Below are 20,226 nucleotides of genomic sequence, written 5' to 3'. Positions count from 1 at the left end.
CAGGCTCGGGGCATGGAGATGACCGTGCAGCTGACGATCGACTGTGCCGATCCGCAGAGGATGGTGGCGTTCTGGAGCGAGGCTCTGGGGTACGTGCCCGAGCCTCCGCCGGCCGGGCATGCCACGTGGCGGGCGTACTGGGCGGCCATGGGGGTGCCCGAGGAGGAGTTGCCCGCGGGCGCGGGTGACATACCGGAGTCGATCATCGATCCTGCGGGACGGGGGCCGCGGGTGTGGTTCCAGCAGGTTCCGGAACCCAAGACCGCCAAGAACCGCATCCACTTCGACCTGAAGGTCGGCGGTGGGCGCGACGTCCCGTTGGAGGTCCGCACGCAGCGGGTCACCGCCACGGTGGAGAGGCTGGTCAAGGCCGGGGCCACCGTGGTTCGGATCGCGGACGAGCCGGACATGGGACAGTACGCCGTCCTGCTCCAGGACCCGGAGGGCAACGAGTTCGACGTCGTCTAGACCGCGCTGTGGGGGAGGTGCCCTCGGCCTCGCTCTCGCCTTCTGGCCTGAGAGGATTACGTGCGTGGAACAAGTACATGCGGCGGTTTCCTCGTCGGCGCGGAGTGGGCCCCTTCTCGTCGTTGCGGCAGCAGTCGTCCAGGACGGGCGGCTCCTGGTGGTGAGCAAGAAGGCGGCCCCCGAGATCTTCTACCTCCCGGGCGGAAAGCCCGACGCCGGTGAAGGGGCGCGGGAAACCTTGATACGGGAATTCGAGGAGGAGCTCGGCGTCCAGCCCCTGGATCCGCAGTTCCTCGCGGATGTCGAGGCCGTCGCGGCTCTGGAAGGGGTCCCCATGCGGATGACCGTCTTCCGGGCGCGCCTCGGTGGGACGCCGTTCCCTGCCGCGGAGCTGGCACGGATGCGTTGGGTGTCCGGGCACGAGGAGGGCCTTCAGCTGGCTCCGGCCGTGCGGGATCACGTGCTCCCGCTCCTGCGGCAACGGGGTGTGCTCGCGGGGTAGGCCCGTTGGTCTGCGGAAATGCTTGGCGCGGAGAGTCGGGTGGGGGTGGGGGTGGGGGAGGGGCTGGGGGGCCGGGGAGCGGGTCAAGTGGGCGGCGGTTCACGAGCGACGACACCGATCCGAACCCGCCGCTCCGGCTCGACGGCCGGTAACCGGTGGTTCCGGAGCGGTTTCGGGCGCGGACGAGGCTGCGGGCGGGCCTGTTCGGCCTGCCGGATGGGACGATTTCCCGGCGGGTCGCCCGCAGCGTCGCGGGTCAGTGGGCCTGGTCGTGCCGGGCGAAGACCTCGCGGAGGGTGAGCAGGTCGGCTTCCTTCTGCTCCTCGTCCTCGTACCGGAAGTCCTTGTCCCGGGCCGCCACGATGGCCTCCGGGGTGAAGTCCTGGCCGAAGAGGTAGGAGCCCAGGCAGTAGTTGAAGCCGGAGTCGGCGAACAGGTTCGCGCCCTCGCTCTCGCAGTACTCCGTCAAGCCGTCGGCCACGTGCCAGCGGGTGCCGTCGTACCAGAAGACACCGCCCGCGTAGTGGATCGTCCGGCCCGTCCCGGGGTCCGTGAGGTTCAGCGACTCGTAGTTCTCGGGCTGGTCGCGGACCAGGGCGACGAGGGACTCGGGGGCGCCCTTGTAGAAGGACTCCTGGAGGTCGTAGTCCTCCTCGGCGTACAGGTTCAGATCCGACTCGTGGTCGAACGTCAGCAGCAGCGCGCGGCCGTCCTCCGCGAAGTACCAGACGGCGGACTGGCCGCCGCGGTCGTTCCAGGCCAGGCGGTCTGCGCCGGGCACCGTCACCGGTGCGACCTCGGCGAGCTCGTTCATGACGGCCGCGCGGCGGCGCACTTCCGGGAGGGGCGTCGCTGCCAGGGCGTTCCACGTTGTTGCATTGTTCATTCCCGCAGGGTAGCCACCGCCTGTGACAAGGCCCTCGTCAACCGCTCGGCACTCCCTTCGCCCGGAGAAGAGGGATCGCCCGGAGGAGCGGGGCGGGGCAATTGGATCGCGGGAGGCGGTCACCCGCTGGCACGCTTTCCTCATGGACCACGCGGAAGTGCTGCTCATCGGAGGACGGGCCGGTGTCGGCAAGACGACGGTGGGGTGGGAGGTCTCGGCGCTGCTGCGTGCCGCGGAGGTCTCTCACGCGATCATCGAGGGCGACTTCATGGGGCAGGTGCATCCGGCGCCGGAGGGAGATCCGCACCGCGCGGAGATCACCGAGAGCAATCTGACCGCCGTGTGGGCGAACTACGCCCGGCGCGGCTACCGACGTCTGATCTACACGAACACCGTGAGCGTGCTGCCCGAGACGGCGGGCATGTTCGAGCGTGCCATGGGGGCCGGGGTCGGGGTCGTACGAGTCCTGCTCACCGCCTCCGACGTCACCGCCCGCGAGCGGCTGACGGGTCGGGAACTCGGTTCGGAGCTGGAGCAGGAGCTGGAGGGCAGTGCCCGCAAGGCGCGGCTCCTGGACCGGCATGCCCCGGCGGGGACGGTGCGGGTGGTGACGGACGGGCGGTCCGTCGTGGAGATCGCGCGAGAGGTGGTGGCCGCCACCGGCTGGGTCGGGCCGGACATCGCCCGCAGAAGGTCGTGACGGTGTCGGCAGGGTGGCCTTCGTGACGGTGCCGGCGGGGCGGTCTTCGTGACGGTGCCGGTGGGGTGGTCTTTGTACGGGTACGGCCCCCGGTGCGCGTCCGAGCCTCGGGAGTCGAGCTTCGGGACTCGGGAGTCGGGGTTCGAAGTTCGGGGTTCGAGGCTCGGGGAGGGGTGTTCACTCGTTCGGGGGTACGGGGAGGGGGTCGGCGCCGGGGCTTGAGCTTCGGGATTCGGGAGCCGAAATTCGAGAGCCGGGATTCGAGCTGTGGTGTTCACGCGGTTGGTTTTACTGGGGGGTTGGGGAAACCCCCCTCCCCTCCCATACCCGTATCGGCCAGCAAGTATGACTAATCGTGACCGAGTTGCGGCGCAGAGTCGCGACTGTCTACCGTGCCAAAGGAACGACCCCGGACGCGGTGTTAGAGCACCGGCCGGGGCCTGACCCCAAGATCGAAACCGAGAGAAAGCGATCCCGTGGCTGTCTCAGACTTTAGCTCCGCCCCGTGCGCGCCCGCATCCTCGCGCGCCCCCCGGAAGGCCCGTCCGGGGTACGGGAAGCGTTCCGTTCCGGTGCAACGCCCGCCGCTCGAAAGCGATTTCGCCTTCCTTCCCGAGCGCGAGCGGCACATCGCCGGCTTCATCGACGCGTTGCCCGAAGGCGCGGTGATGGACATCAAGTCCCTGGCCAAGGTCCTGCCCCTGTACGGCCAGATGGCCGTCAGCAGCGCGTTACGCGCCCTCGGCGTGGCCGGCCACCTGCGGCGTGTCCGGGAGCGGAGTGGCAAGGCCGACCAAGGAGGCCCGGTCCGTTGGGTCACCCGGACCTACTGGTCACGCATCGCCCGCGACAACGAGTGGTGGAACGCCTTCCTCAACGACGAAACCGAGCCCGCCCCCGAGCCCGAGCCTGTACCCGTTCCCGAGTCCGCGCCCGTGTCGGCGTCGGTTCCGCAGCAGCGCACCGAAGAGCCGCAGCCGGTACGGGAGTTGGAGCCGGAACTCCGGCCCCAGCCGGAACCCCGGCCCCAGCCGGAGCCGGAGCCGGGGCCGGAAGCGGGGAGCGAGGAGCAGCGGCCTTCGAAGGCATACGTGGCCCTGGCCCGGTTGGGTCGGGCCGATTCCCGGTTGGCGCTCTCGGCGGCGGACTGCGCGGAGCTGGAGCCGTTGGCGGCCGAGTGGTTCGAACGGGGCGTGGGCGCCGAGTACCTGACGAGCGCCCTGGCCGCCGGACTCCCCGATGCCATCGGCTCACCCTTCGGCTTCGTACGCCGCCGGCTGCGCGACAAACTCCCGCCCCGCATGCCCGCCCCCACCACCAGTCGGCCCGCATCGGAGGCCCCGGTGCGCCGCAGGATGGTCGAGTGCACCGAATGCCGCGCCCCCGGCCGCCCCGAAGCGTTCCGCGACGGCCTGTGCAAGACCTGCCGCCAGTCCGGTCCCGACTTCGGCCCCGGCCCCGACCCCGTTTTCTGACCGTCACCGACCCGCCGCCCCTTCCCCTCTGCGTGGCGTGGTCCGTGCGGTGTCGGACACCGAACGGATGAAGGCGATCGTGCGTGAACGCAAGCCTTCGCGGCGTGCCTCGATGCTTTCGCCGACCGGAAGACCGAAACCTTGGCGGATCGGCTTGGCGTTCACCTTGACCGCGCAGTCGAGATCGGTGCACAGAAGAAGACCCGCCGCATTCAGGCGTTCGCGTTTGTCGCGCGACGGGCGGCGAGCGGTGAACAACGAAACCTCGTTGAACCGGCGGCTGGACCGGCACAGGTCGCACATCACCGCCCGCGAGGCGAGGGCGGCCTCGTTCGGTGCCTGCCGCAGCAGCATTCCCAACGCCTGGCCGTCGGCCTCGGTGACGAGGTAGGCGCGCTTCGGGGTGCGCAGATCCCGCCACCCCAGGTAGTCGATGCGGTCCCACCGGACCTCGTCGAACCAGGCCGGCAGCCGGAGCCTTTTTTCGGAGGGTTCCGGGTTCACGATCGCGTTGCGAACTTCTTCCCTGGTCATGGGGCGCATGGCTTCTCCTGAGGAGCTGGGCACGGTTGCGGCCGTGCACAGAAGGGAGGGGAGGGGAGGGGAGGGGACTGAAGGAATGCGTGGGTGGTGGAGGCGTCGGCGTTCTGACGCACGACGCCGGAAGGCAACGGGTCAGAGCGCGCGCAGCGCCCGATGGGCGATGCTGGTGTCCCGCAGCGGTTTGAGTGCCAGACGCACCAGTGCCAGGGCGTTGTCGTCCCCGGCGATGCGGTTGGCGCTGAGCTCGCCGCAGGCCAGGCACTGGTGGATGATCAGCCATTCGCCGTCGGGCCGTACCGACATGCTCAGGGCTTCCATCCGGCCGTGGCAGTCGGCGGCCCGGTCGCCGGGGATGCGCCGGTCGACATGCAGGCTGTCGAGGCAGTTCGGGCAGTGATTGCGGTGGGTGGTGCCGGGCGCGTCCAGGGACACGTCCAGCCGGCAGCCCACGCACCGGAAGTCGTGTCCCCGGTGGCCGCCCCGGCCGTGCAGGACGTCCTTGTGCCGTTGCGGCCTGCGTGTTCCCTGCATGCGTCCGCGGGGGTTCTTGCGTCGTGGCATGGTCAGCTCCCTGTTTCCTCGGAGCGGTTCACAGGGTGCCGAACGCTTCGAGCGGGAACGGTGGTTGTGCCAGCGGACGCACCGCCATGCGCATCAGGATGAGCTGGTTGTCGTCCGCGCAGACGGGGTTGGAGGTCAGCTCGTCGCAGCGCACGCAGCGGTGGACGACCATCCAGTCGCCGGTACGCAGCACGGCTATGGAGATCGGCGACATCCGGCCGTGGCAGTCACTGGGACCACCCTCGACGTGGTCGAGGACGTGCTGGGAGTGCAGGCACGACGGACAGTGATTGCGCCGTGTGCCGTCACCGGCGAAGGCGGACACCGTCAGGCCGCACCACGCGCACGTGAAGGTGTCGATTTTGAGGGTGTTGTGCGGGGTGGTGCTCGACGAAGGCTTGTTGCGGGTGGACACCCGGGGTGCTCCTTGCTGAGAGGGTTCTGATGACAGCAAGAGCAGGCCGAGCGGCCTCGACGAAAAGGCGACCAGCTTCACATGCCCGGATCGCGCGCTCGGACGGACCGGTAGGGAGTGAAGGCTGAGTCAGGGCACCGGAGACTCGTGTCCGGCCGCCGTCCAGCGGGACGGCTTCAACGGACGAACGGACGTTACGCGGTGCAGCGAGGCGCGCTCAGCGCGGGCCGGGTCATAAAATCTCTTTTCCAGGGCACACAGCCCAGAGCAAGCCGAAAGAACTCCGCCAGGCTAACCACCGCTCCGCAGCGGCGCCAATGAATTAATTCGGACCTTCCTCCAGCCGTTGTGAGCAGCGAAGAGCATCTCTGGGCCGCGACGCCCCCTCTGGGCGGCCCGGCTCAAGCCCCGGTCGACGGCTGTCGCTCCACCTCGGCGAGGGCGGGGCCGTCGATCCGGCCCGCGCCCGCGCCCTCCACCATCCGTAGGTGGTCAGTCAGGAAGCCTTGACGGATTCCACGAACGGCGTCCACGCGGACGCGTTCACGACCAGCACCGGCCCCTCGGCGCGCTTGGAGTCGCGGACGGGGACGATGCCGGGGTGGCCGTCCGCGACTTCGAGGCATTCGCCGCCGCTGCCGTTGCTGTAACTGCTCTTGCGCCAAGTAGCCAGGTGGAGATCAAGACCGATGCTGGCCATTCCGGTACTCCTCAGCCGCCTTCTCGATCAGGTCGAGGGACACCTCCGGCGGCGAGGCGGCGGCCCTCAACCGATCGTATGCCTTGCGGTACTGCTTCACGAGGGCCGGATCGTCGATGGTCTGGCCGTGGTACGGGCCTTCGGAGTAGAGCAGTGGTGGTTCGTCGTCGAACTCCATGAAGAAGAGCGGCAGCTCGGTGAAGGCTCGGGTGGGGCCGTTCCACGGGAGGATTTGCGTAACGATGCGGCCGCGCCGTGCCAGGGTGGCGATGTGCTCCAGTTGTTCGGCCATCTCCTCGGGTGAAAGAAGAGGGGGATGCCACAGCAAGGACTCGTGCAGGACCGCCCAGTACTCGGGCTTCCCGGGGTTGTCGAAAAGCCGGGCCCGCTCCAGCCGGGCGGTGATTTTGGCCTCGATGTCCTCGGAAGCTTCCAGAGGGTGCGTGGAGCGGATGACGGCATGTGCGTACGACCTCGTCTGAAGCAGCCCTGGGACCAAGGTGTTGGACCAATGGTCGATGGTTCGAGCCCGGGTCTCCGCCTCCACCACCGGGGCGAAGGACGGGGCATGGGCGCCTCGCTTGGCCTTTCGTACGTCGTCGCAGCCGCGCGCGAAATAGCCGTCCGTGGCGAACACCTGATCCGCGTGGTGGGCCAGGTCCAGCGGCATGCTGCGGTTGCCGCGTTCGATCTCGCTGAGAAGCGTGATGCCGTAGAAGCTGCCCTCCGCCAACTCCTCCAGGGTCAGTCCGGCTTTCTCCCGTTGGTAGCGGAGTTCCTTGCCGTAGAACTGGGGCACGCCCGCCGAGCCGTCGATCTCCTTGCGCTTAGCCACTTTTGACCACCTTTCGCGCTGTGCGCCGTGGAGCGGGAAACCCTTTCAAGGTAGAGGTCCGTGCGGCAGCGTGTGAGGGGTTCGTCACAGTGTGCAACGAAAGGTGTGCGGCTCCTCATGAACGACAAGCCCGACGGCAGGCATGACGGCGCGTCCGCGTCGGACGGCGCATCCCTGCACGACATTCCCGCCCACGATGTCGGCGCGGCCATCGACGCGTTGCGGGACGCGCTCGCCGCGCACGGCATCACGCTGCCGTCGCTCGGGGCCGATCCGCTGACCTTCGCCGGGTGGACGACCCGGCCGCCGTTGATCGCGCTCGGCAACTGCAACGCGGGCACCGCGCACCGGCTGGCCGAGGTGCTGCGTTCGGCGGCCGGGGGATGAGCCCGTTGCCGGTCGCGCTGGACCTGATCGCCGTGCCGAAGGCCGTACCGGAAGTGCGGCGGACGCTGCGGGAGCGGTGCGGAGGTGCGGGTTCGCCCGAACTGCTGCTCTGCGTCAGTGAGTTGCTGACCAATGTGATCGTGCACCTCGGGGAGGGGACGCCGGTGACGCTCCGGGTCAGCGGTACGTGCACGGGCCGGGTCCGCGTCGAGCTGAGCGATCCCCGGCCGGGGGTCTGGCCGGTGATACGGAGCGCGGCGGGCGGTGACGAGTCGGGGCGGGGGCTGGCGCTCGTGGACGCGCTGGCGTTGCGGTGGGGCGTCGAGCAGGGGCCGCGCGGCAAGACGGTCTGGTGCGAACTGCGGGCCCCCGGTCCGTCCTCCGGCGAAGGACGGACCGGGGCGGGAGGTCAGCGCAGGGTGAGCGAGGTCTCGGAGCCGACGCGGGTCAGCTTCTCCGGGTTGCGCACGTAGTAGAGGCCGGTGATGTGGGCGCCCTCGATCCGGAACGCCACGACGCCGTCGATCTCGCCGTCCAGGCGCAGCAGGAACGCCGGGCTGCCGTTGGCCAGGGTGGGGTCGATGGTGATCGTCTCGGTGGTCTTCCGGGTGCCGCCGACGAGGTAGCGGGCCACCTTGTCCGCGCCGATGATCGGCCGCCGGGACGCCTGCTTGACGCCGCCGCCGTCGCCGAGGAGGACGACATCGGGGGCGAGCACGTCCAGGAGGCCCTGGAGGTCCCCGGTCTCCAGGGCGCGCCGGAAGGAGTCCACCGCCGCCCGGGACACGCTCGCCGAGACCGCCGCGCGGGGGCGGCGGGCGTCGACGTGGCGGCGGGCGCGGTGGGCGATCTGGCGGACGGCCGCCGGGCTCTTGTCGACGGCGGCGGCGATCTCGTCGTAGTCGACGGCGAAGACCTCCCGCAGTACGAAGACGGCGCGTTCCGTCGGCGACAGGGTTTCCAGGACGAGCATCAGGGCCATCGACACGCTCTCGGCGAGTTCGACGTCCTCGGCCACGTCCGGGGCGGTGAGCACCGGTTCGGGGAGCCAGGGGCCGACGTACGCCTCCTTGCGGCGCGACAGCGTGCGCAGCCGGTTGAGGGCCTGGCGGGTGGTGATCCGTACCAGGTAGGCGCGGTGGTCGCGGACCTGTTCCAGGTCGACCTCGACCCACCGCAGCCAGGTCTCCTGGAGGACGTCCTCCGCGTCGGCCGCCGAGCCGAGCATCTCGTAGGCGACGGTGAAGAGGAGGTTGCGGTGGGCGACGAATGCCTCGGTCGCCGGGTCGGTGGTGGCGATCTCGTCGTGGTCGCCGCGGTCGTCGTTCACGTCTTGTGGCCTCTCTGCAACTCTGCGACTCTCTCGGCCGGCGGGTTTTCGGTTCTTACGCCGTACGCCCGGCGGTGGCCGGTGCCTCGTCGCGTGCGGGGCGCGGACCGTTCCGGTGTGCCTTGTGCGTCTTGTGTGCCTTGTCTGCCTCGTTCGTCAACTGCTTGACGGTGGACTTGCAGACGAACTCCTTGAGCTTCGCACCGGGGCCACCCGCCAGGAGGAGCGGGATCGCGCGGTCGCTCTTGGTGGCGAACTGGAAGATCCCGGCCCGGCGGCCCAGGCTGAGGCACTGTCCGGCGAAGAACAGCCTGAGGGGGTCGGGGCGTTCGCCCGCGATCCGGCTGAGCACCGTGCGGGCGGCGCGCGAGCCCAGCTGGCCCGCGGCCTGGCAGCTCATCCGGAACGGCATGCCGGCCGGTGCCGCCGCGTCCCCGGCCGCGATGATCCGTACGTCGCCGACGCTGGTCAGCGTCTCGTCCGTGAGCAGGCGGCCCACGGCGTCGGTGCGCAGTCCGCTGCGGGCGGCCAGGTCCGGCACGCCGAAGCCGGTGGCCCAGACGGTGACCCGGCTGGGGAGTTCGCGGCCGTCGTCGAGCCGTACGGCGTCGGCGGTGACGGCCGCGACCCGCGCGCCGGGGCCCGCGACCACGGTCACGCCGAGGCCGGCGAGGGTCCGGGCGACCGAGCGGCGGCCCCGGGGGTGCAGGTACGGGCCGAGCTCCTCGCCGCAGACCAGGGTCACGGACCGGCCCTCCTCGGCCAGTTCGGCGACGGTCTCGATGCCGGTCGGGCCGGAGCCGACCACGGTCACCGGGGCCGTCGCGGGCGCGGCGGCGAGGACCGGCCGCAGCCGCCGGGCCTCCTCCAGGGTGGCGATCGGGTGGGCGAACTCCGCCGCGCCGGGCACGTCCGGTTCGGCGCTGCCGCTGCCCACCGCGTAGATCAGGTAGTCGTAGCCGACCGTGTCGCCGCCCGCCAGTTCCAGCCGGCGCCCGGCCGCGTCGATCGTGGTGACGCTGTCGACCACCAGCCGGACGTTTCCGGCCAGGACCTCCCCGTAGCCGACGACCGCGTCGTCGTTCCCGCCGGCCAGCTGGTGCAGGCGGATGCGCTCGACGAACTCGGGGCGAGGGTTGACCATCGTCACGGTCACGTCGCCGTGGTGGGCCAGCCGGTTGGCGGCGGTGACGCCCGCGTAACCCCCGCCGATGACGACCACGTCGGTGTTCTTGTTCATGGTGTCCACGTCTCCGTCCGTTCCGTCTGTTCCATCGGTTCCGGCAGTTCCGTCGGTTCCGTCGGTCGCTTTCGGCATCAAGACACCGGGTGGGTGACGGTTGTGACGGGAAGTGAGGCAGGTCACTCCTGTCGCCGTGACGGCCGCGTACACGAGTTGCGAAGGACCTCTGGACCCGCTGCCCGGACCGGGTGGGGCAGGGGTTCCGCATGAACAGCCACACGGTCCCTGTCAAGCTCATCGGCAGCAACGGGAATGTCCTGCGGGAGCTGCCGCCGGGAGGCGGCATAGTGGGCTTCGACTGGTCGGCGGTGTGGGCGATCCGCCTCTGCTGACGGACCGTGCGGCCTGACACGGACGGTTCCGTCGCGCAGTCGCCGATCCGGTGCGCAGGCATCGGTCGGCGGACGCCCGGCCAGTGGGGCCCGTCGGTGCGGGACCGGTGGGTCCGGGGCGGGCGGTGCGAGCCCGCCCCGGACCCGTACCGCCCACCTCGGCGGATGCCCGTGCCGTCTACCTCGGGGGCAGGGGCGGGCGTCGGCGGTCCGGGACGTTGTCGTACGTCGGCGGGGTCGCCGCCGGTTGCGCGGCCAGCAGGTCCAGGGCCAGTTGTACGGCGTCGTCGAGCACCGCGTACCGGCCCTCGGCCCAGTCGAGGGGGGTGCGCAGGGCCTCCAGGTCCGGTTCGACGCCGTGGTTCTCGACCGACCAGCCGTACGTGTCGAACCAGGCGGCGTTCATCGGCACGGTGATCACCGTGCCGTCCACCAGCCGGTGCCGGCCGGTCATGCCGACCACGCCGCCCCAGGTCCGCTGACCCACCACCGGGCCCAGCTTCAGCAGCCGGAACGCGGCGGTGATCATGTCGCCGTCGGAGGCCGTCGCCTCGTCGGCCAGGGCGACCACCGGGCCCCGGGGGGCGTTGGAGGCGTAACTGATGGGCTGGGCGTTGCGGGTCAGGTCCCAGCCGAGGATCGTACGGGTCAGCTTCTCCACCACCAGCTCGCTGATGTTGCCGCCCGCGTTGCCGCGCACGTCGACGATCAGGGCCGGGCGGGACACCTCCAGGCGCAGGTCCCGGTTGAACTGGGCCCAGCCGGAGCCGCCCATGTCCGGGATGTGCAGGTAGCCGCACTTGCCGCCGCTCAACTCCCGTACGACCTCGCGGCGTTTGGCCACCCAGTCCTGGTAGCGCAGGGGGCGTTCGTCGACCAGCGGGACGACGGCGACGCGGCGGGAGCGGCCTCCCTCGGCGGCCCGGAAGGTGAGTTCGACCGTGGTGCCGCCCGCCGCGGACAGCAGCGGGTAGGGGCCCGCGACGGGGTCCACCGGGCGGCCGTCGACGTGGGTGAGGACGGCGCCCTCCCGGATGCCCGTACCGGCCAGCGGGGAGCGGGCCTTGGAGTCGGAGGAGTCGCCGGGCAGGATGCGGCGGACCGTCCAGTCGCCGTCCCGGCACACCAGGTTCGCGCCGAGCAGGCCGATCGCCCGCTGGTAGTGCGGCGGGCCCTCGTTGCGGCGGGCCGGGGACACGTACGCGTGCGAGGTGCCCAGTTCGCCCAGGACCTCGCGCAGCAGATCGGCGAACTCGTCGGGGGAGGCGACCCGTTCGAGGAGCGGGCGGTACTGGTCGAGCACGGCGTCCCAGTCGATGCCGCACATGTCCGGTTCCCAGAAGTACGCGCGGATGATGCGGCCGGCCTCCGCGTACGCCTGCCGCCACTCCGCGGGCGGCTCGACCTCGTGCAGGATGCGGCGCAGGTCCAGGTAGACCGTCGAGTCGCCGTCGGCGATCTCGGTCGCGGGCACGGCGCGCAGTTCGCCCTCGTCCATGACGACCAGCCGGGTGGCGTCGCCGCTGACCGCGAACCAGTCGAGGTGGGCGACGAGTTCGGTCCTGCGGGCCTTGGAGATGTTGAAGTGTTCGAGGGTGGGGCGGCCCGACATGTCCGCCGGGTTGGCGAAGGTCTCGCCGAGCGCGCCCGAGATCGGCCAGCGCAGCCAGACCAGCCCGCCGCCGCTCACCGGGCACAGGGCCGAGTACTTCGACGCGGAGACCGGGAACGGCGTCACCCGGTTCTCCAGGCCCTCGAACTCGACGGTGACCGTGGACGGGCCCTCGCCGGTGACGGCCTCCGGGGGTTCGTCGACCGGGTCGAGACCGCCCGCCGCCGGGCGGCCCTCGGGGGACAGGGCGAACGGGGAGGGGGTCGCCGAGGAGAGCGGCACCAGGTAGGGGCGGCAGCCCAGCGGGAAGGACAGGTCGCCGGTGTGGACGTCGTAGACCGGGTCGAAGCCGCGCCAGGAGAGGAAGGCGAGGTAGCGGCCGTCGCCCGTGAAGACGGGGTTCTCGTCCTCGAAGCGGCCGTTGGTGACGTCGACGATGACGGGGGCGCCGGTGCCCAGGATGCGGGCCAGTTTGATCTGCCGCAGCGAACGGCCGATTCCGGGGTGCGACCAGGTCAGCCAGGCGCCGTCCGGGGAGAACGCCAGGTCGCGGACCGGGCCGTTGATGGAGCGGATCAGCTCGGTGGGCTCGTCGGTGGCGGCCTCCTCGTCGGTCTCCAGGAGCAGCAGCCGGCCGTCGTCGGTGGCGATGGCCAGGCGTTCGCCGTCCGGGTCGGCGGCCATCTCCTCGACCCGGCCGATCCGGCCGGAGGCCAGCCGGCGCGGCTCGCGGGCGCCGCTGGCGCGCGGCAGGGTGGCGATCTCGACGGCGTCCGCGCCGTCCGCGTCCGTGACGTAGGCGACCTGGGCGCCGCTGCCGAGCATCTCGGGCAGCCGGACCCGGACGCCGGGGGTGTCGGCGATGGTCCGGGCGGGGCCGTCGCGGTGGGTGAGCCAGTACAGGCTGCCGCGTACGGCGACGGCGCTGGCCCGGCCCGTCTCGTCCACGGACAGCGAGTCGATGTTGCTGGAGGCCGGGATCTGGTACGTGCGGCGCCCGGTGCGCGGGCCGCCGAGCCGGACCTCCAGCTTCCGGGGCACCGCGTCCGGCGAGGCCAGGTCGTCCACCAGCCACAGGTCGCCCGCGCACTGGTAGACCACCCGGTGCCCGTCGCTGGAGGCGTGCCGGGCGTAGAAGGGGTCGTGGTCGGTGTGGCGGCGCAGGTCGCCGCCGTCGGGCCGGCAGGAGTACAGGTTGCCGACGCCCTCGTGGTCGGAGAGGAACGCGATCCGCCCGGCGACGAACATGGGCGAGTCGAGATGGCCGCCGATGTCCGGGAGCAGCCGTTTGCCGTGCAGCCACAGCCGGCCCGTCGCGCCGCCCCGGTACCGCTTCCAGGAGGCCGGTTCGTGCGGCGGGGTGCCGGTGAGCAGCAGGGTGCGGCGTTCGCCCTCGACGTCGGCGATCGCGATGTCGGAGACCGGGCCCCAGGGCAGCTTGCCGCCGGGGCTGCCGTCGGTGGGCAGGGTGTAGGCCCAGGAGACGTGCGAGAACGGCTGGCCGTGCGAGGACACGGCGAGGATCTGGGCGGCGTCCCCGGTGTCGGGGGTCCAGCCGCAGACCCGGGCGTCGGTCGATCCCCAGTAGGTGAGCCGGCGGGCCGGGCCGCCCTCCACCGGGGCGAGGTGGATCTCGGGGTCGAGGGTGCGCCAGGTCGTGTAGGCGATGCGGCTCCCGTCGGGGGAGAAGCGCGGGTGACCCACCCTGGTCCGGTCGGCGGTCACCCGCCACGCGCGGCCGGGCCGCTCGCCCTCCGGCGCGAGAGGGGCGACCCAGAGGTCGTCCTCGGCCGCGAAGCAGAGCAGGTCCTCGTGGAGGTGCGGGAAACGGAGATACGCGACGTCGTCACTCACCCTCCAATGCTTTCCGCGCGGAAGGGCCCCGGCAACTCGTGGTGCGGGGGCGCGCCGGAGCGCGGGGCGGGGGTGGGGGGCGACGCGGGCTGTGGTGCGGAACACAAGCGAAACGATTTCGTTTCGCTGGGTGGGGCGGGTACCGTCGAGGTGTACGAAACAGTTTCGTTCGACCGACTGATGTTCGAGTCGGTCGGCGAGGCTCGTGTGCGCATCCAGAACATCCGCGTACGCACCCGAGGACAGAGGAAGGAGGTCGGCACATGGCACGCACCAGACTCACGCCCGAGCGCGAGGACGAGATGTACGCCGCCGTGCTCGACCTGCTCCGCGAGGTCGGTTACGACGCCCTGACCATGGACGCCGTCGCCGCCCGTACCCGTTCCAGCAAGGCCACCCTCTACCGTCAGTGGGGGAGCAAGCCCGAGCTGGTCGCCAAGGCTCTGCGGAGCAACAAACCGGTGTCCCTCGACGAGATCGACACCGGTTCGCTGCGCGGAGACTTCCACGCCATGCTGGGCCGTGCCGACGACTGTCAGATGGAGAAGGACTCCGCGTTGATACGGGGTCTGAGCCAAGCCGTCCACGACAACCCCGATCTGCGCGAGGCCCTGCGCGAGCTGCTGATCGAGCCGGAGATGAACGGCCTCGACCAACTGCTGCGCCGAGCCGTGGACCGGGGCGAGGTGCGGCCGGACAGTCCGGCGCTGAAATACCTCCCGCACATGCTGATCGGCGCCTTCGCCGCCCGGCAACTGGTCGACGACCGCTCCGTCGACCAGGCGTTCCTGCTCGATTACGTCGACTCCGTGGTTCTCCCCGCTCTCGGAGTCTGAGGTACCGATTCCCCTCGGACCGACCCCGCGCGGCCGGTCCACCCGCACGGCCTTCTCCCCGCTCCACCTGACACGCCGCTCTCGTCGTCGGGCCGGCTCCACACGCCCTTTTCCACTCACACGACCTGACCGGGAGTACGCCCCCGTGGCCACATTCCTCTACAAACTCGGACGGCTCGCCTTCCGACGGCGCCGCTACGTCGCCCTGATCTGGGTGGCGCTGCTGGCGCTCGCCGGATTCGGCGCGGCCTCCGCGTCCACCGCCACCTCCAGCTCCTTCTCGATACCGGGCACGGAGGCGCAGCGCGCCTTCGACCTGCTGGAACAGCGCTTCCCCGGAGCCAGTGCCGACGGCGCGACCGCCCGGGTCGTCTTCAAGGCGCCCGGCGACGAGAAGATGACCGACCCGGCCAACAAGGCCGAGGTGAACAAGGTCATCGGCGAGCTGAAGTCCGGCTCGGACCAGATCGCCTCGGTCACCGACCCGTACACCGCCGGTGCCGTCAGCAAGAACGGGTCCACGGCGTACGTCTCGGTGTCCTACAAGGTCAACTCGATGGAGCTGACCGACGCGACCCGGGAGTCCCTGGAGGACGTGGGCCACGCGGCGCAGAAGAGCGGGCTGACCGTCGAGATCGGCGGTGACGCGCTCATGGTGATCCCCGAGACCGGGGCCACCGAGATCATCGGCGTCGCGGTCGCCGCGGTGGTGCTGGTCATCACCTTCGGCTCGCTGGTCGCCGCCGGACTGCCGCTGCTCACCGCCCTGATCGGCGTCGGCATCGGCGTCTCGACGATCACGGCGCTGGCGAACGTGCTCGACCTCGGCTCCACCACCTCCACCCTCGCGATGATGATCGGCCTCGCGGTCGGCATCGACTACGCGCTGTTCATCGTCTCCCGCTACCGCGCCGAGCTGGCCGAGGGCCGCGAGCGCGAGGAGGCGGCCGGGCGGGCCGTCGGCACGGCCGGGTCCGCGGTGGTCTTCGCCGGTCTCACCGTCGTCATCGCGCTGGTCGGCCTCGCCGTCGTGAACATCCCGATGCTGTCGAAGATGGGCTTCGCCGCGGCCGGCACGGTCGTGATCGCGGTCCTCATCGCGCTCACCCTGGTCCCGGCGATGATGGGCTTCGCGGGCAAGCGGGTCATGGGCCGCAAGGCGCGCAAGGCCGCTGCCGAGGCCCCGTCCGGGGCCGAGGGCAAGCCGAACATGGGCACCCGTTGGGCGCGGTTCGTGCTGCGCAGGCCGGTGGGGGTGCTGCTGGTCGGCGTCATCGGCCTCGGCGCGATCGCCGTCCCGGCCGCCTCCCTGGAGATGGGCCTGCCCGACGAGGGCTCCCAGCCCACCAGCACCACCCAGCGGCGCGCCTACGACCTGCTCTCGGAAGGCTTCGGCCCCGGCTTCAACGGGCCGCTGATGGTGGTCGTCGACACCGCGAAGAGCTCCGACGGCAAGGCTGCGGCCAAGCAGGTCTCCGACGAGATCTCCGGCATCAAGGGCGTCGTCGCCGTCACCCCGGCCCAGTTCAACAAGGCCGGCGACACCGCGATGATCACCGTCATCCCGAAGGACCGGCCCAGCTCCGTCGACACGGAGAACGTCGTCCACTCGATCCGTGACGCGGGCCAGGACATCAAGTCCGACACCGGCGCGGAGGTCCTGGTCACCGGCTCCACGGCGATGAACATCGACTTCTCGCAGAAGATGAACGACGCGCTGCTGCCGTACCTGGCGCTCGTCGTCGGCCTCGCCTTCCTGCTCCTGATGCTGGTCTTCCGCTCGGTGCTGGTGCCGCTGAAGGCGGCCCTGGGCTTCCTGCTCTCGGTCGTCGCGGCCCTGGGCGCGGTCGTCGCGGTCTTCCAGTGGGGCTGGCTCGGCTCGCTCTTCGGCGTGGAGCAGACCGGCCCGATCATGTCGATGATGCCGATCTTCATGGTGGGCGTGGTCTTCGGCCTGGCCATGGACTACGAGGTCTTCCTCGTGACCCGGATGCGCGAGGCGTACGTCCACGGCGAGAAGCCCGGCCAGGCGATCGTCACCGGCTTCCGGCACGGCGCCCGGGTGGTGACGGCCGCGGCCGTGATCATGATGGCGGTCTTCGCCGGCTTCATCGGCTCCAGCGAGCAGATGGTCAAGATGATCGGCTTCTCGCTCGCCATCGCCGTCTTCTTCGACGCGTTCGTGGTCCGGATGGCGATCGTGCCCGCGGTCCTCGCCCTGCTGGGCAGGCGCGCCTGGTGGCTGCCGGGCTGGCTGGACCGGATCCTGCCGAACGTGGACGTGGAGGGCGAGGGGCTGCGCGAGCAGCTCGGCGAGACGCCCGCGGCGGGCCGCGGTCCCGGCGGCGACGCCGAGGGCGAGCGCGAGCTGGCCCGGGTCTGAGCCGGGTCCCCGGGCCTCCGGTCTCCGGTCTCCGGGCCCGGATCGGGAACAGGGACTCCGGGGCCGCGTCCGAGCGGGACGCGGCCCCGGAAGCGCCGGTCACCTGTGGGGACGGGGGCCGGGGCGACAACGGAAGCCCCCGTGCGAGCGGCACGGGGGCTTCCGCCATGGGGGCTTGCGCCAAGCGGGTGGACCGGGCGGGGCACCTGGCGAACAGGCCATACAGGGATGTCGTGCGGCTGCCGTCCCCCGCCGGTCACGCGGGGATGTCGTGCGGCTGCCGTCCCCCGATGCCCTCGTCGTCGGCGGTCCCGTCATGGGTGCGGTGCAGGAAACGGACCAGCGGTGCGCTGTCGAACTGCACCACCTCCACTCCCTTCTCCGAGTGGAGCTCCACGACCAGCTGGGTCCGCCCGCACGGCCACACCCGGAAGCCGTCGCGCTCGGCGGGGGAGAGCAGGCCGCGTTCCAGCAGGTCGCGGCCGAAGGACCAGTCGATGCCGCCGGGGAAGGCGACCCGGACGGTGCGGGGGTCCTCGTCGGCGTCGTACAGCAGGTCGACCGGCACCGCCGGAAGGTCGGGGGTGTCGTTGACGAGCCAGGCCTCGGTCTGTTCATGAATCACGGGGGGCATGGCCAATTCCTCCTGCTTTTTCTCCTCTGTCATTAAATGTCGCACATTTTGCGCCAAGGGTGCGGGCGTTTTGCGCCAAGGGGGTGGGTGGCCAGTGGTGGCGAAGGCACTCCTGCGAGGGCTCTGCCGCAAGTCCCCGTGGTTGAGCGGTTCACGACACGTTGGTGGCGGCAGCGGGGTCGCGGAAAGCGGAGCTTCGTCATGCATGCATCCGACATGTGCCCGACATGTACCCGACATGTGTGCGACGGATTCATCGACGCATCCGTCCCGGCCGTCACCGGGGTCGTCGCCGCGTCCGTCCTCGCCGGGCGGATGCCGAACTTTCCGGCCGCAGCGGGCGCCCGTGAACGTGCCGTGACCATGAACAACGGGTGACCCGGCCCCCGCCCCACCCGTGCGGGGATGCACCATGGGGGGATGAGCGGGAGCGCGGGAGCAGACGTGGACGTACGCGGCACGGTGGCGGCCGGATTCGAACCGGTCCGGGACGCGTTCGTCCGCAACTTCGAGCAGCGCGGCGAACGCGGCGCCGCCGTCGCCGTCTACCGGGACGGGCACAAGGTCGTCGACCTGTGGGCGGGCACGAGGGACGTGGACGGCGCCGAACCCTGGGCCGTCGACACCGTGCAGATCGTCCGCTCGGCGGGCAAGGGCATCGCCGCCGCCGTACCACTGCTGCTGCACCAGCGCGGCCAGGTCGACCTCGACGCCCCCGTCGGCACGTACTGGCCGGAGTTCAAGACGGCCGGCAAGGAACGCGTCCTGGTCCGGCACATCCTGTCCCACCGGGCCGGACTCCCCGCGCTCGACTGCCCGCTGACCCCCTCCGAGGCGGCCGACGGGAACTCCGGGCCGCAGGCCGTCGCCGCCCAGCGCCCCCAGTGGGAACCCGGCACCGACCACGGGTACCACGCCCAGACCTACAGCTGGCTCGTCGGCGAACTGGTGCGCCGGGTCACCGGCCGCACCATCGGCCGCTGGATCGCCGAGGAGATCGCCCGCCCCCTCGGCCTGGACTTCTGGTTCGGCCTCCCGGCCGACGAGGCGCACCGGGTGGGCCGGATCGGGCCCGTCGAACCGCCCACCGACGGGAGCGGCGCCCTGCGGCTGCGACCCAAGCGCTCCGTCACCGAGGCGTACCGCGACCCGCAGTCCCTCACCCGCCGCGCCTTCGGCGCCATCGACCCGCTGCCCGACGAGAACGACCCCGGCTACCGGGCGGCCGAACTCCCCGCCTCCAACGGCATTTCCACCGCCCGCGCCCTGGCCCGCTGCTACGCCGCGATGATCGGCCCGGTCGACGGCCACCGGCTGTTCGCCCCCGCCACCCTCACCCTGGCCCGCACCGAGGAGTCGGCGGGCCCGGACCGGGTCCTGGTCGTCAACACCCGTTTCGGCCTCGGCTACATGCTCCACGGCCCGGCGGCCCCGCTGCTGGCCCCCGGCTCCTTCGGCCACCCCGGCCGGGGCGGCTCCCTCGGCTTCGCCGACCCCGAATCCGGCATCGCACTGGGCTATGTGACGAACGGTCTGCAGAAAGGAGTCACCGCCGACCCCCGTGCCCAGGCCCTGGTCAGGGCAGTACGGTCGGCGCTATGACTCCTCCTCGGCCTTCTCGGCCTTCTCGGCCTGCTCACCCCGCCACCCCTGCACCCTCCGCCGCAGGCCCCCGATTCGACGGGCACGCCGCGCTCATCACCGGAGCGGGCCGGGGCATCGGCGCCGCCACGGCCCGCCGACTGGCCGCCGAGGGCGCCCAGGTCCTGGTCACCGACCTGGACGGTGACCGCGCCGAACGCACCGCCGCGGCGATACGCGAGACGGGCGGCACCGCCGAGGCGCTGCCCTGCGACGTGGGCGACCGGGCGTCGGTCGAGGCCGCGGTGGCCCACGCCGTCGCCCGCTTCGGCCGGCTCGACGTGCTGGTGAACAACGCGTACTCCTGCTCCTCGGACCTCCCGCTCTTCGAGGACGAGCCGGACGAGGCGTGGGAACGCGACCTGGACATCTCGCTCTCCGGCCCGTACCGCTGCTCCCGCGCCGCGCTCCCGCACCTGATCGCCTCCGGCCGGGGCGCGATCGTCAACATCGGTTCGGTCAACGGCGAACAGGACTTCGGCAACCACGGCTACAGCGCGGCCAAGGCGGGCCTCGCCAGTCTGACCCGCACCCTCGCCGGGCACGCCGGGCCGCGCGGCGTGCGCGTCAACCTGGTCGCCCCCGGCACGGTCCGCACGGACGCCTGGGCGGGCCAGGACGTGGCGCTGGCCCGGGTCAGCCGCATCTACCCGCTCGGCCGGGTCGGCGAGCCGGAGGACATCGCCTCCGCCGTCGCCTTCCTCGCCTCCCGCGACGCGGCCTGGATCACGGGGACCACACTGCGGGTGGACGGTGGACTCACGGCCACGAACTACGGCTTCCAGCACGCGATTTCGGGGGAGTAGGCCCCCGTACCCCCGGCGCCCCGGAGCGGAGCGGCAGTTTCGTGCCGTTCCGCTCCGGGACGCCCCCACGCGGTTGTGCCGGC

21 protein-coding genes are annotated in these 20,226 nt (G+C 71.3%); 11 read left to right on the top strand and 10 right to left on the bottom strand.

The features are described from left to right. The first annotated feature begins 12 nt into the window (after window positions 1-12). Both OCT49_RS13240 and OCT49_RS13235 read left to right on the top strand, forming a co-directional pair. Window positions 13-468, top strand: a complete 456-nt coding sequence (locus OCT49_RS13240; RefSeq protein ID WP_283852077.1) for a VOC family protein — start codon at window positions 13-15, stop codon at window positions 466-468. A 64-nt stretch (window positions 469-532) separates the two neighbouring features. Beyond that, window positions 533-970, top strand: a complete 438-nt coding sequence (locus OCT49_RS13235) for an NUDIX hydrolase (RefSeq protein ID WP_283852076.1) — start codon at window positions 533-535, stop codon at window positions 968-970. 256 nt (window positions 971-1,226) lie between these two features. Here OCT49_RS13235 and OCT49_RS13230 read toward each other — a convergent pair whose 3' ends face one another. Continuing rightward, window positions 1,227-1,856, bottom strand: a complete 630-nt coding sequence (locus OCT49_RS13230) for a hypothetical protein (RefSeq protein WP_283852075.1) — start codon at window positions 1,854-1,856, stop codon at window positions 1,227-1,229. Window positions 1,857-1,998: 142 nt separating this feature from the next. Between OCT49_RS13230 and OCT49_RS13225 the strand changes: the two genes are divergently transcribed. Then, a complete protein-coding gene (locus tag OCT49_RS13225) occupies window positions 1,999-2,556 on the top strand; it encodes an ATP-binding protein (protein ID WP_283852074.1) in 558 nt (185 codons plus the stop codon). A gap of 572 nt (window positions 2,557-3,128) precedes the next feature. After that, window positions 3,129-4,031, top strand: a complete 903-nt coding sequence (locus tag OCT49_RS13220) for a MarR family transcriptional regulator (RefSeq protein WP_283852073.1) — start codon at window positions 3,129-3,131, stop codon at window positions 4,029-4,031. A 3-nt stretch (window positions 4,032-4,034) separates the two neighbouring features. Here the strand turns inward: OCT49_RS13220 and OCT49_RS13215 are convergent, their stop codons facing one another. The 5 genes from OCT49_RS13215 to OCT49_RS13195 all read right to left on the bottom strand — a co-directional run bounded on the left by OCT49_RS13215 (window position 4,035) and on the right by OCT49_RS13195 (window position 7,085). Next, window positions 4,035-4,565 carry an FBP domain-containing protein gene (locus OCT49_RS13215; protein WP_283852072.1) on the bottom strand — a complete coding sequence of 177 codons (531 nt, stop codon included), beginning with the start codon at window positions 4,563-4,565 and terminating at the stop codon, window positions 4,035-4,037. Between the two features lie 141 nt (window positions 4,566-4,706). Further along, a complete protein-coding gene (locus OCT49_RS13210) occupies window positions 4,707-5,135 on the bottom strand; it encodes an RNHCP domain-containing protein (protein WP_283852071.1) in 429 nt (142 codons plus the stop codon). A 28-nt stretch (window positions 5,136-5,163) separates the two neighbouring features. Further along, entirely contained in the window at window positions 5,164-5,550 is a 387-nt protein-coding gene (locus tag OCT49_RS13205) for an RNHCP domain-containing protein (protein ID WP_283852070.1), read from the bottom strand. Between the two features lie 496 nt (window positions 5,551-6,046). Beyond that, window positions 6,047-6,250 (bottom strand): DUF397 domain-containing protein, encoded by a 204-nt coding sequence (locus OCT49_RS13200; RefSeq protein WP_283852069.1) that lies wholly within the window; start codon window positions 6,248-6,250, stop codon window positions 6,047-6,049. Further along, the gene (locus tag OCT49_RS13195) at window positions 6,231-7,085 is read right to left on the bottom strand and encodes a helix-turn-helix domain-containing protein (RefSeq protein ID WP_283852068.1); all 855 of its coding nucleotides are present in this window, start codon (window positions 7,083-7,085) and stop codon (window positions 6,231-6,233) included. The genes OCT49_RS13200 and OCT49_RS13195 overlap by 20 nt, the downstream gene beginning before the upstream one ends. A 117-nt stretch (window positions 7,086-7,202) precedes the next feature. Between OCT49_RS13195 and OCT49_RS13190 the strand changes: the two genes are divergently transcribed. Further along, entirely contained in the window at window positions 7,203-7,472 is a 270-nt protein-coding gene (locus OCT49_RS13190; RefSeq protein WP_502963367.1) for a hypothetical protein, read from the top strand. Further along, a complete protein-coding gene (locus tag OCT49_RS13185) occupies window positions 7,469-7,945 on the top strand; it encodes an ATP-binding protein (protein WP_283852067.1) in 477 nt (158 codons plus the stop codon). The genes OCT49_RS13190 and OCT49_RS13185 overlap by 4 nt, the downstream gene beginning before the upstream one ends. Here the strand turns inward: OCT49_RS13185 and OCT49_RS13180 are convergent. Further along, window positions 7,882-8,802 carry an RNA polymerase sigma-70 factor gene (locus tag OCT49_RS13180; protein WP_283852066.1) on the bottom strand — a complete coding sequence of 307 codons (921 nt, stop codon included), beginning with the start codon at window positions 8,800-8,802 and terminating at the stop codon, window positions 7,882-7,884. The genes OCT49_RS13185 and OCT49_RS13180 overlap by 64 nt on opposite strands. Window positions 8,803-8,857: 55 nt before the next feature. Then, entirely contained in the window at window positions 8,858-10,042 is a 1,185-nt protein-coding gene (locus OCT49_RS13175) for an NAD(P)/FAD-dependent oxidoreductase (protein WP_283852065.1), read from the bottom strand. Window positions 10,043-10,251: 209 nt separating this feature from the next. Here OCT49_RS13175 and OCT49_RS13170 point away from each other — a divergent pair, with 209 nt between their 5' ends. Continuing rightward, window positions 10,252-10,377, top strand: coding sequence for a hypothetical protein (locus tag OCT49_RS13170; protein WP_283852064.1), 126 nt, complete (start codon window positions 10,252-10,254; stop codon window positions 10,375-10,377). 178 nt (window positions 10,378-10,555) lie between these two features. Here the strand turns inward: OCT49_RS13170 and OCT49_RS13165 are convergent, their stop codons facing one another. After that, on the bottom strand, window positions 10,556-13,843 hold the full coding sequence (locus OCT49_RS13165; RefSeq protein ID WP_283852063.1) for a S41 family peptidase: 3,288 nt from the start codon (window positions 13,841-13,843) through the stop codon (window positions 10,556-10,558). A 263-nt stretch (window positions 13,844-14,106) separates the two neighbouring features. Here OCT49_RS13165 and OCT49_RS13160 point away from each other — a divergent pair, with 263 nt between their 5' ends. After that, window positions 14,107-14,679 (top strand): TetR/AcrR family transcriptional regulator, encoded by a 573-nt coding sequence (locus OCT49_RS13160; RefSeq protein ID WP_283852062.1) that lies wholly within the window; start codon window positions 14,107-14,109, stop codon window positions 14,677-14,679. A 145-nt stretch (window positions 14,680-14,824) separates the two neighbouring features. Further along, window positions 14,825-17,062: an MMPL family transporter gene (locus OCT49_RS13155; protein WP_283852061.1), complete on the top strand. Its 2,238-nt coding sequence runs from the start codon at window positions 14,825-14,827 to the stop codon at window positions 17,060-17,062. 256 nt (window positions 17,063-17,318) lie between these two features. On the opposite strand, the gene OCT49_RS13150 is transcribed toward OCT49_RS13155, so the two are convergent. After that, on the bottom strand, window positions 17,319-17,696 hold the full coding sequence (locus OCT49_RS13150; RefSeq protein ID WP_283852060.1) for an SsgA family sporulation/cell division regulator: 378 nt from the start codon (window positions 17,694-17,696) through the stop codon (window positions 17,319-17,321). A 444-nt stretch (window positions 17,697-18,140) separates the two neighbouring features. On the opposite strand from OCT49_RS13150, the gene OCT49_RS13145 reads away from it, so the two are divergent. Then, window positions 18,141-19,298, top strand: a complete 1,158-nt coding sequence (locus tag OCT49_RS13145; RefSeq protein ID WP_283855782.1) for a serine hydrolase domain-containing protein — start codon at window positions 18,141-18,143, stop codon at window positions 19,296-19,298. Continuing rightward, a complete protein-coding gene (locus OCT49_RS13140) occupies window positions 19,295-20,143 on the top strand; it encodes an SDR family NAD(P)-dependent oxidoreductase (RefSeq protein ID WP_283852059.1) in 849 nt (282 codons plus the stop codon). The genes OCT49_RS13145 and OCT49_RS13140 overlap by 4 nt, the downstream gene beginning before the upstream one ends. Window positions 20,144-20,226 lie beyond the last annotated feature (83 nt).

The sequence above is a fragment of the Streptomyces sp. ML-6 genome, from assembly GCF_030116705.1.
In the GTDB taxonomy this organism is placed as follows: Bacteria; Actinomycetota; Actinomycetes; order Streptomycetales; family Streptomycetaceae; genus Streptomyces.
The sequence above is the reverse complement of the archived record's forward strand: the minus strand, read 5'-3'. Positions and strand labels throughout refer to the sequence as shown.

Coding starts and splice junctions, on each gene's coding strand:
- OCT49_RS13240 (WP_283852077.1), top strand. CDS start 13: ATGGAGATGACCGTGCAGCTGACGATCGACTGTGCCGATCCGCAGAGG.
- OCT49_RS13230 (WP_283852075.1), bottom strand. CDS start 1,856: ATGAACAATGCAACAACGTGGAACGCCCTGGCAGCGACGCCCCTCCCG.
- OCT49_RS13225 (WP_283852074.1), top strand. CDS start 1,999: ATGGACCACGCGGAAGTGCTGCTCATCGGAGGACGGGCCGGTGTCGGC.
- OCT49_RS13215 (WP_283852072.1), bottom strand. CDS start 4,565: ATGACCAGGGAAGAAGTTCGCAACGCGATCGTGAACCCGGAACCCTCC.
- OCT49_RS13210 (WP_283852071.1), bottom strand. CDS start 5,135: ATGCCACGACGCAAGAACCCCCGCGGACGCATGCAGGGAACACGCAGG.
- OCT49_RS13200 (WP_283852069.1), bottom strand. CDS start 6,250: ATGGCCAGCATCGGTCTTGATCTCCACCTGGCTACTTGGCGCAAGAGC.
- OCT49_RS13190 (WP_502963367.1), top strand. CDS start 7,203: ATGAACGACAAGCCCGACGGCAGGCATGACGGCGCGTCCGCGTCGGAC.
- OCT49_RS13185 (WP_283852067.1), top strand. CDS start 7,469: ATGAGCCCGTTGCCGGTCGCGCTGGACCTGATCGCCGTGCCGAAGGCC.
- OCT49_RS13175 (WP_283852065.1), bottom strand. CDS start 10,042: ATGAACAAGAACACCGACGTGGTCGTCATCGGCGGGGGTTACGCGGGC.
- OCT49_RS13170 (WP_283852064.1), top strand. CDS start 10,252: ATGAACAGCCACACGGTCCCTGTCAAGCTCATCGGCAGCAACGGGAAT.
- OCT49_RS13160 (WP_283852062.1), top strand. CDS start 14,107: ATGGCACGCACCAGACTCACGCCCGAGCGCGAGGACGAGATGTACGCC.
- OCT49_RS13150 (WP_283852060.1), bottom strand. CDS start 17,696: ATGCCCCCCGTGATTCATGAACAGACCGAGGCCTGGCTCGTCAACGAC.
- OCT49_RS13140 (WP_283852059.1), top strand. CDS start 19,295: ATGACTCCTCCTCGGCCTTCTCGGCCTTCTCGGCCTGCTCACCCCGCC.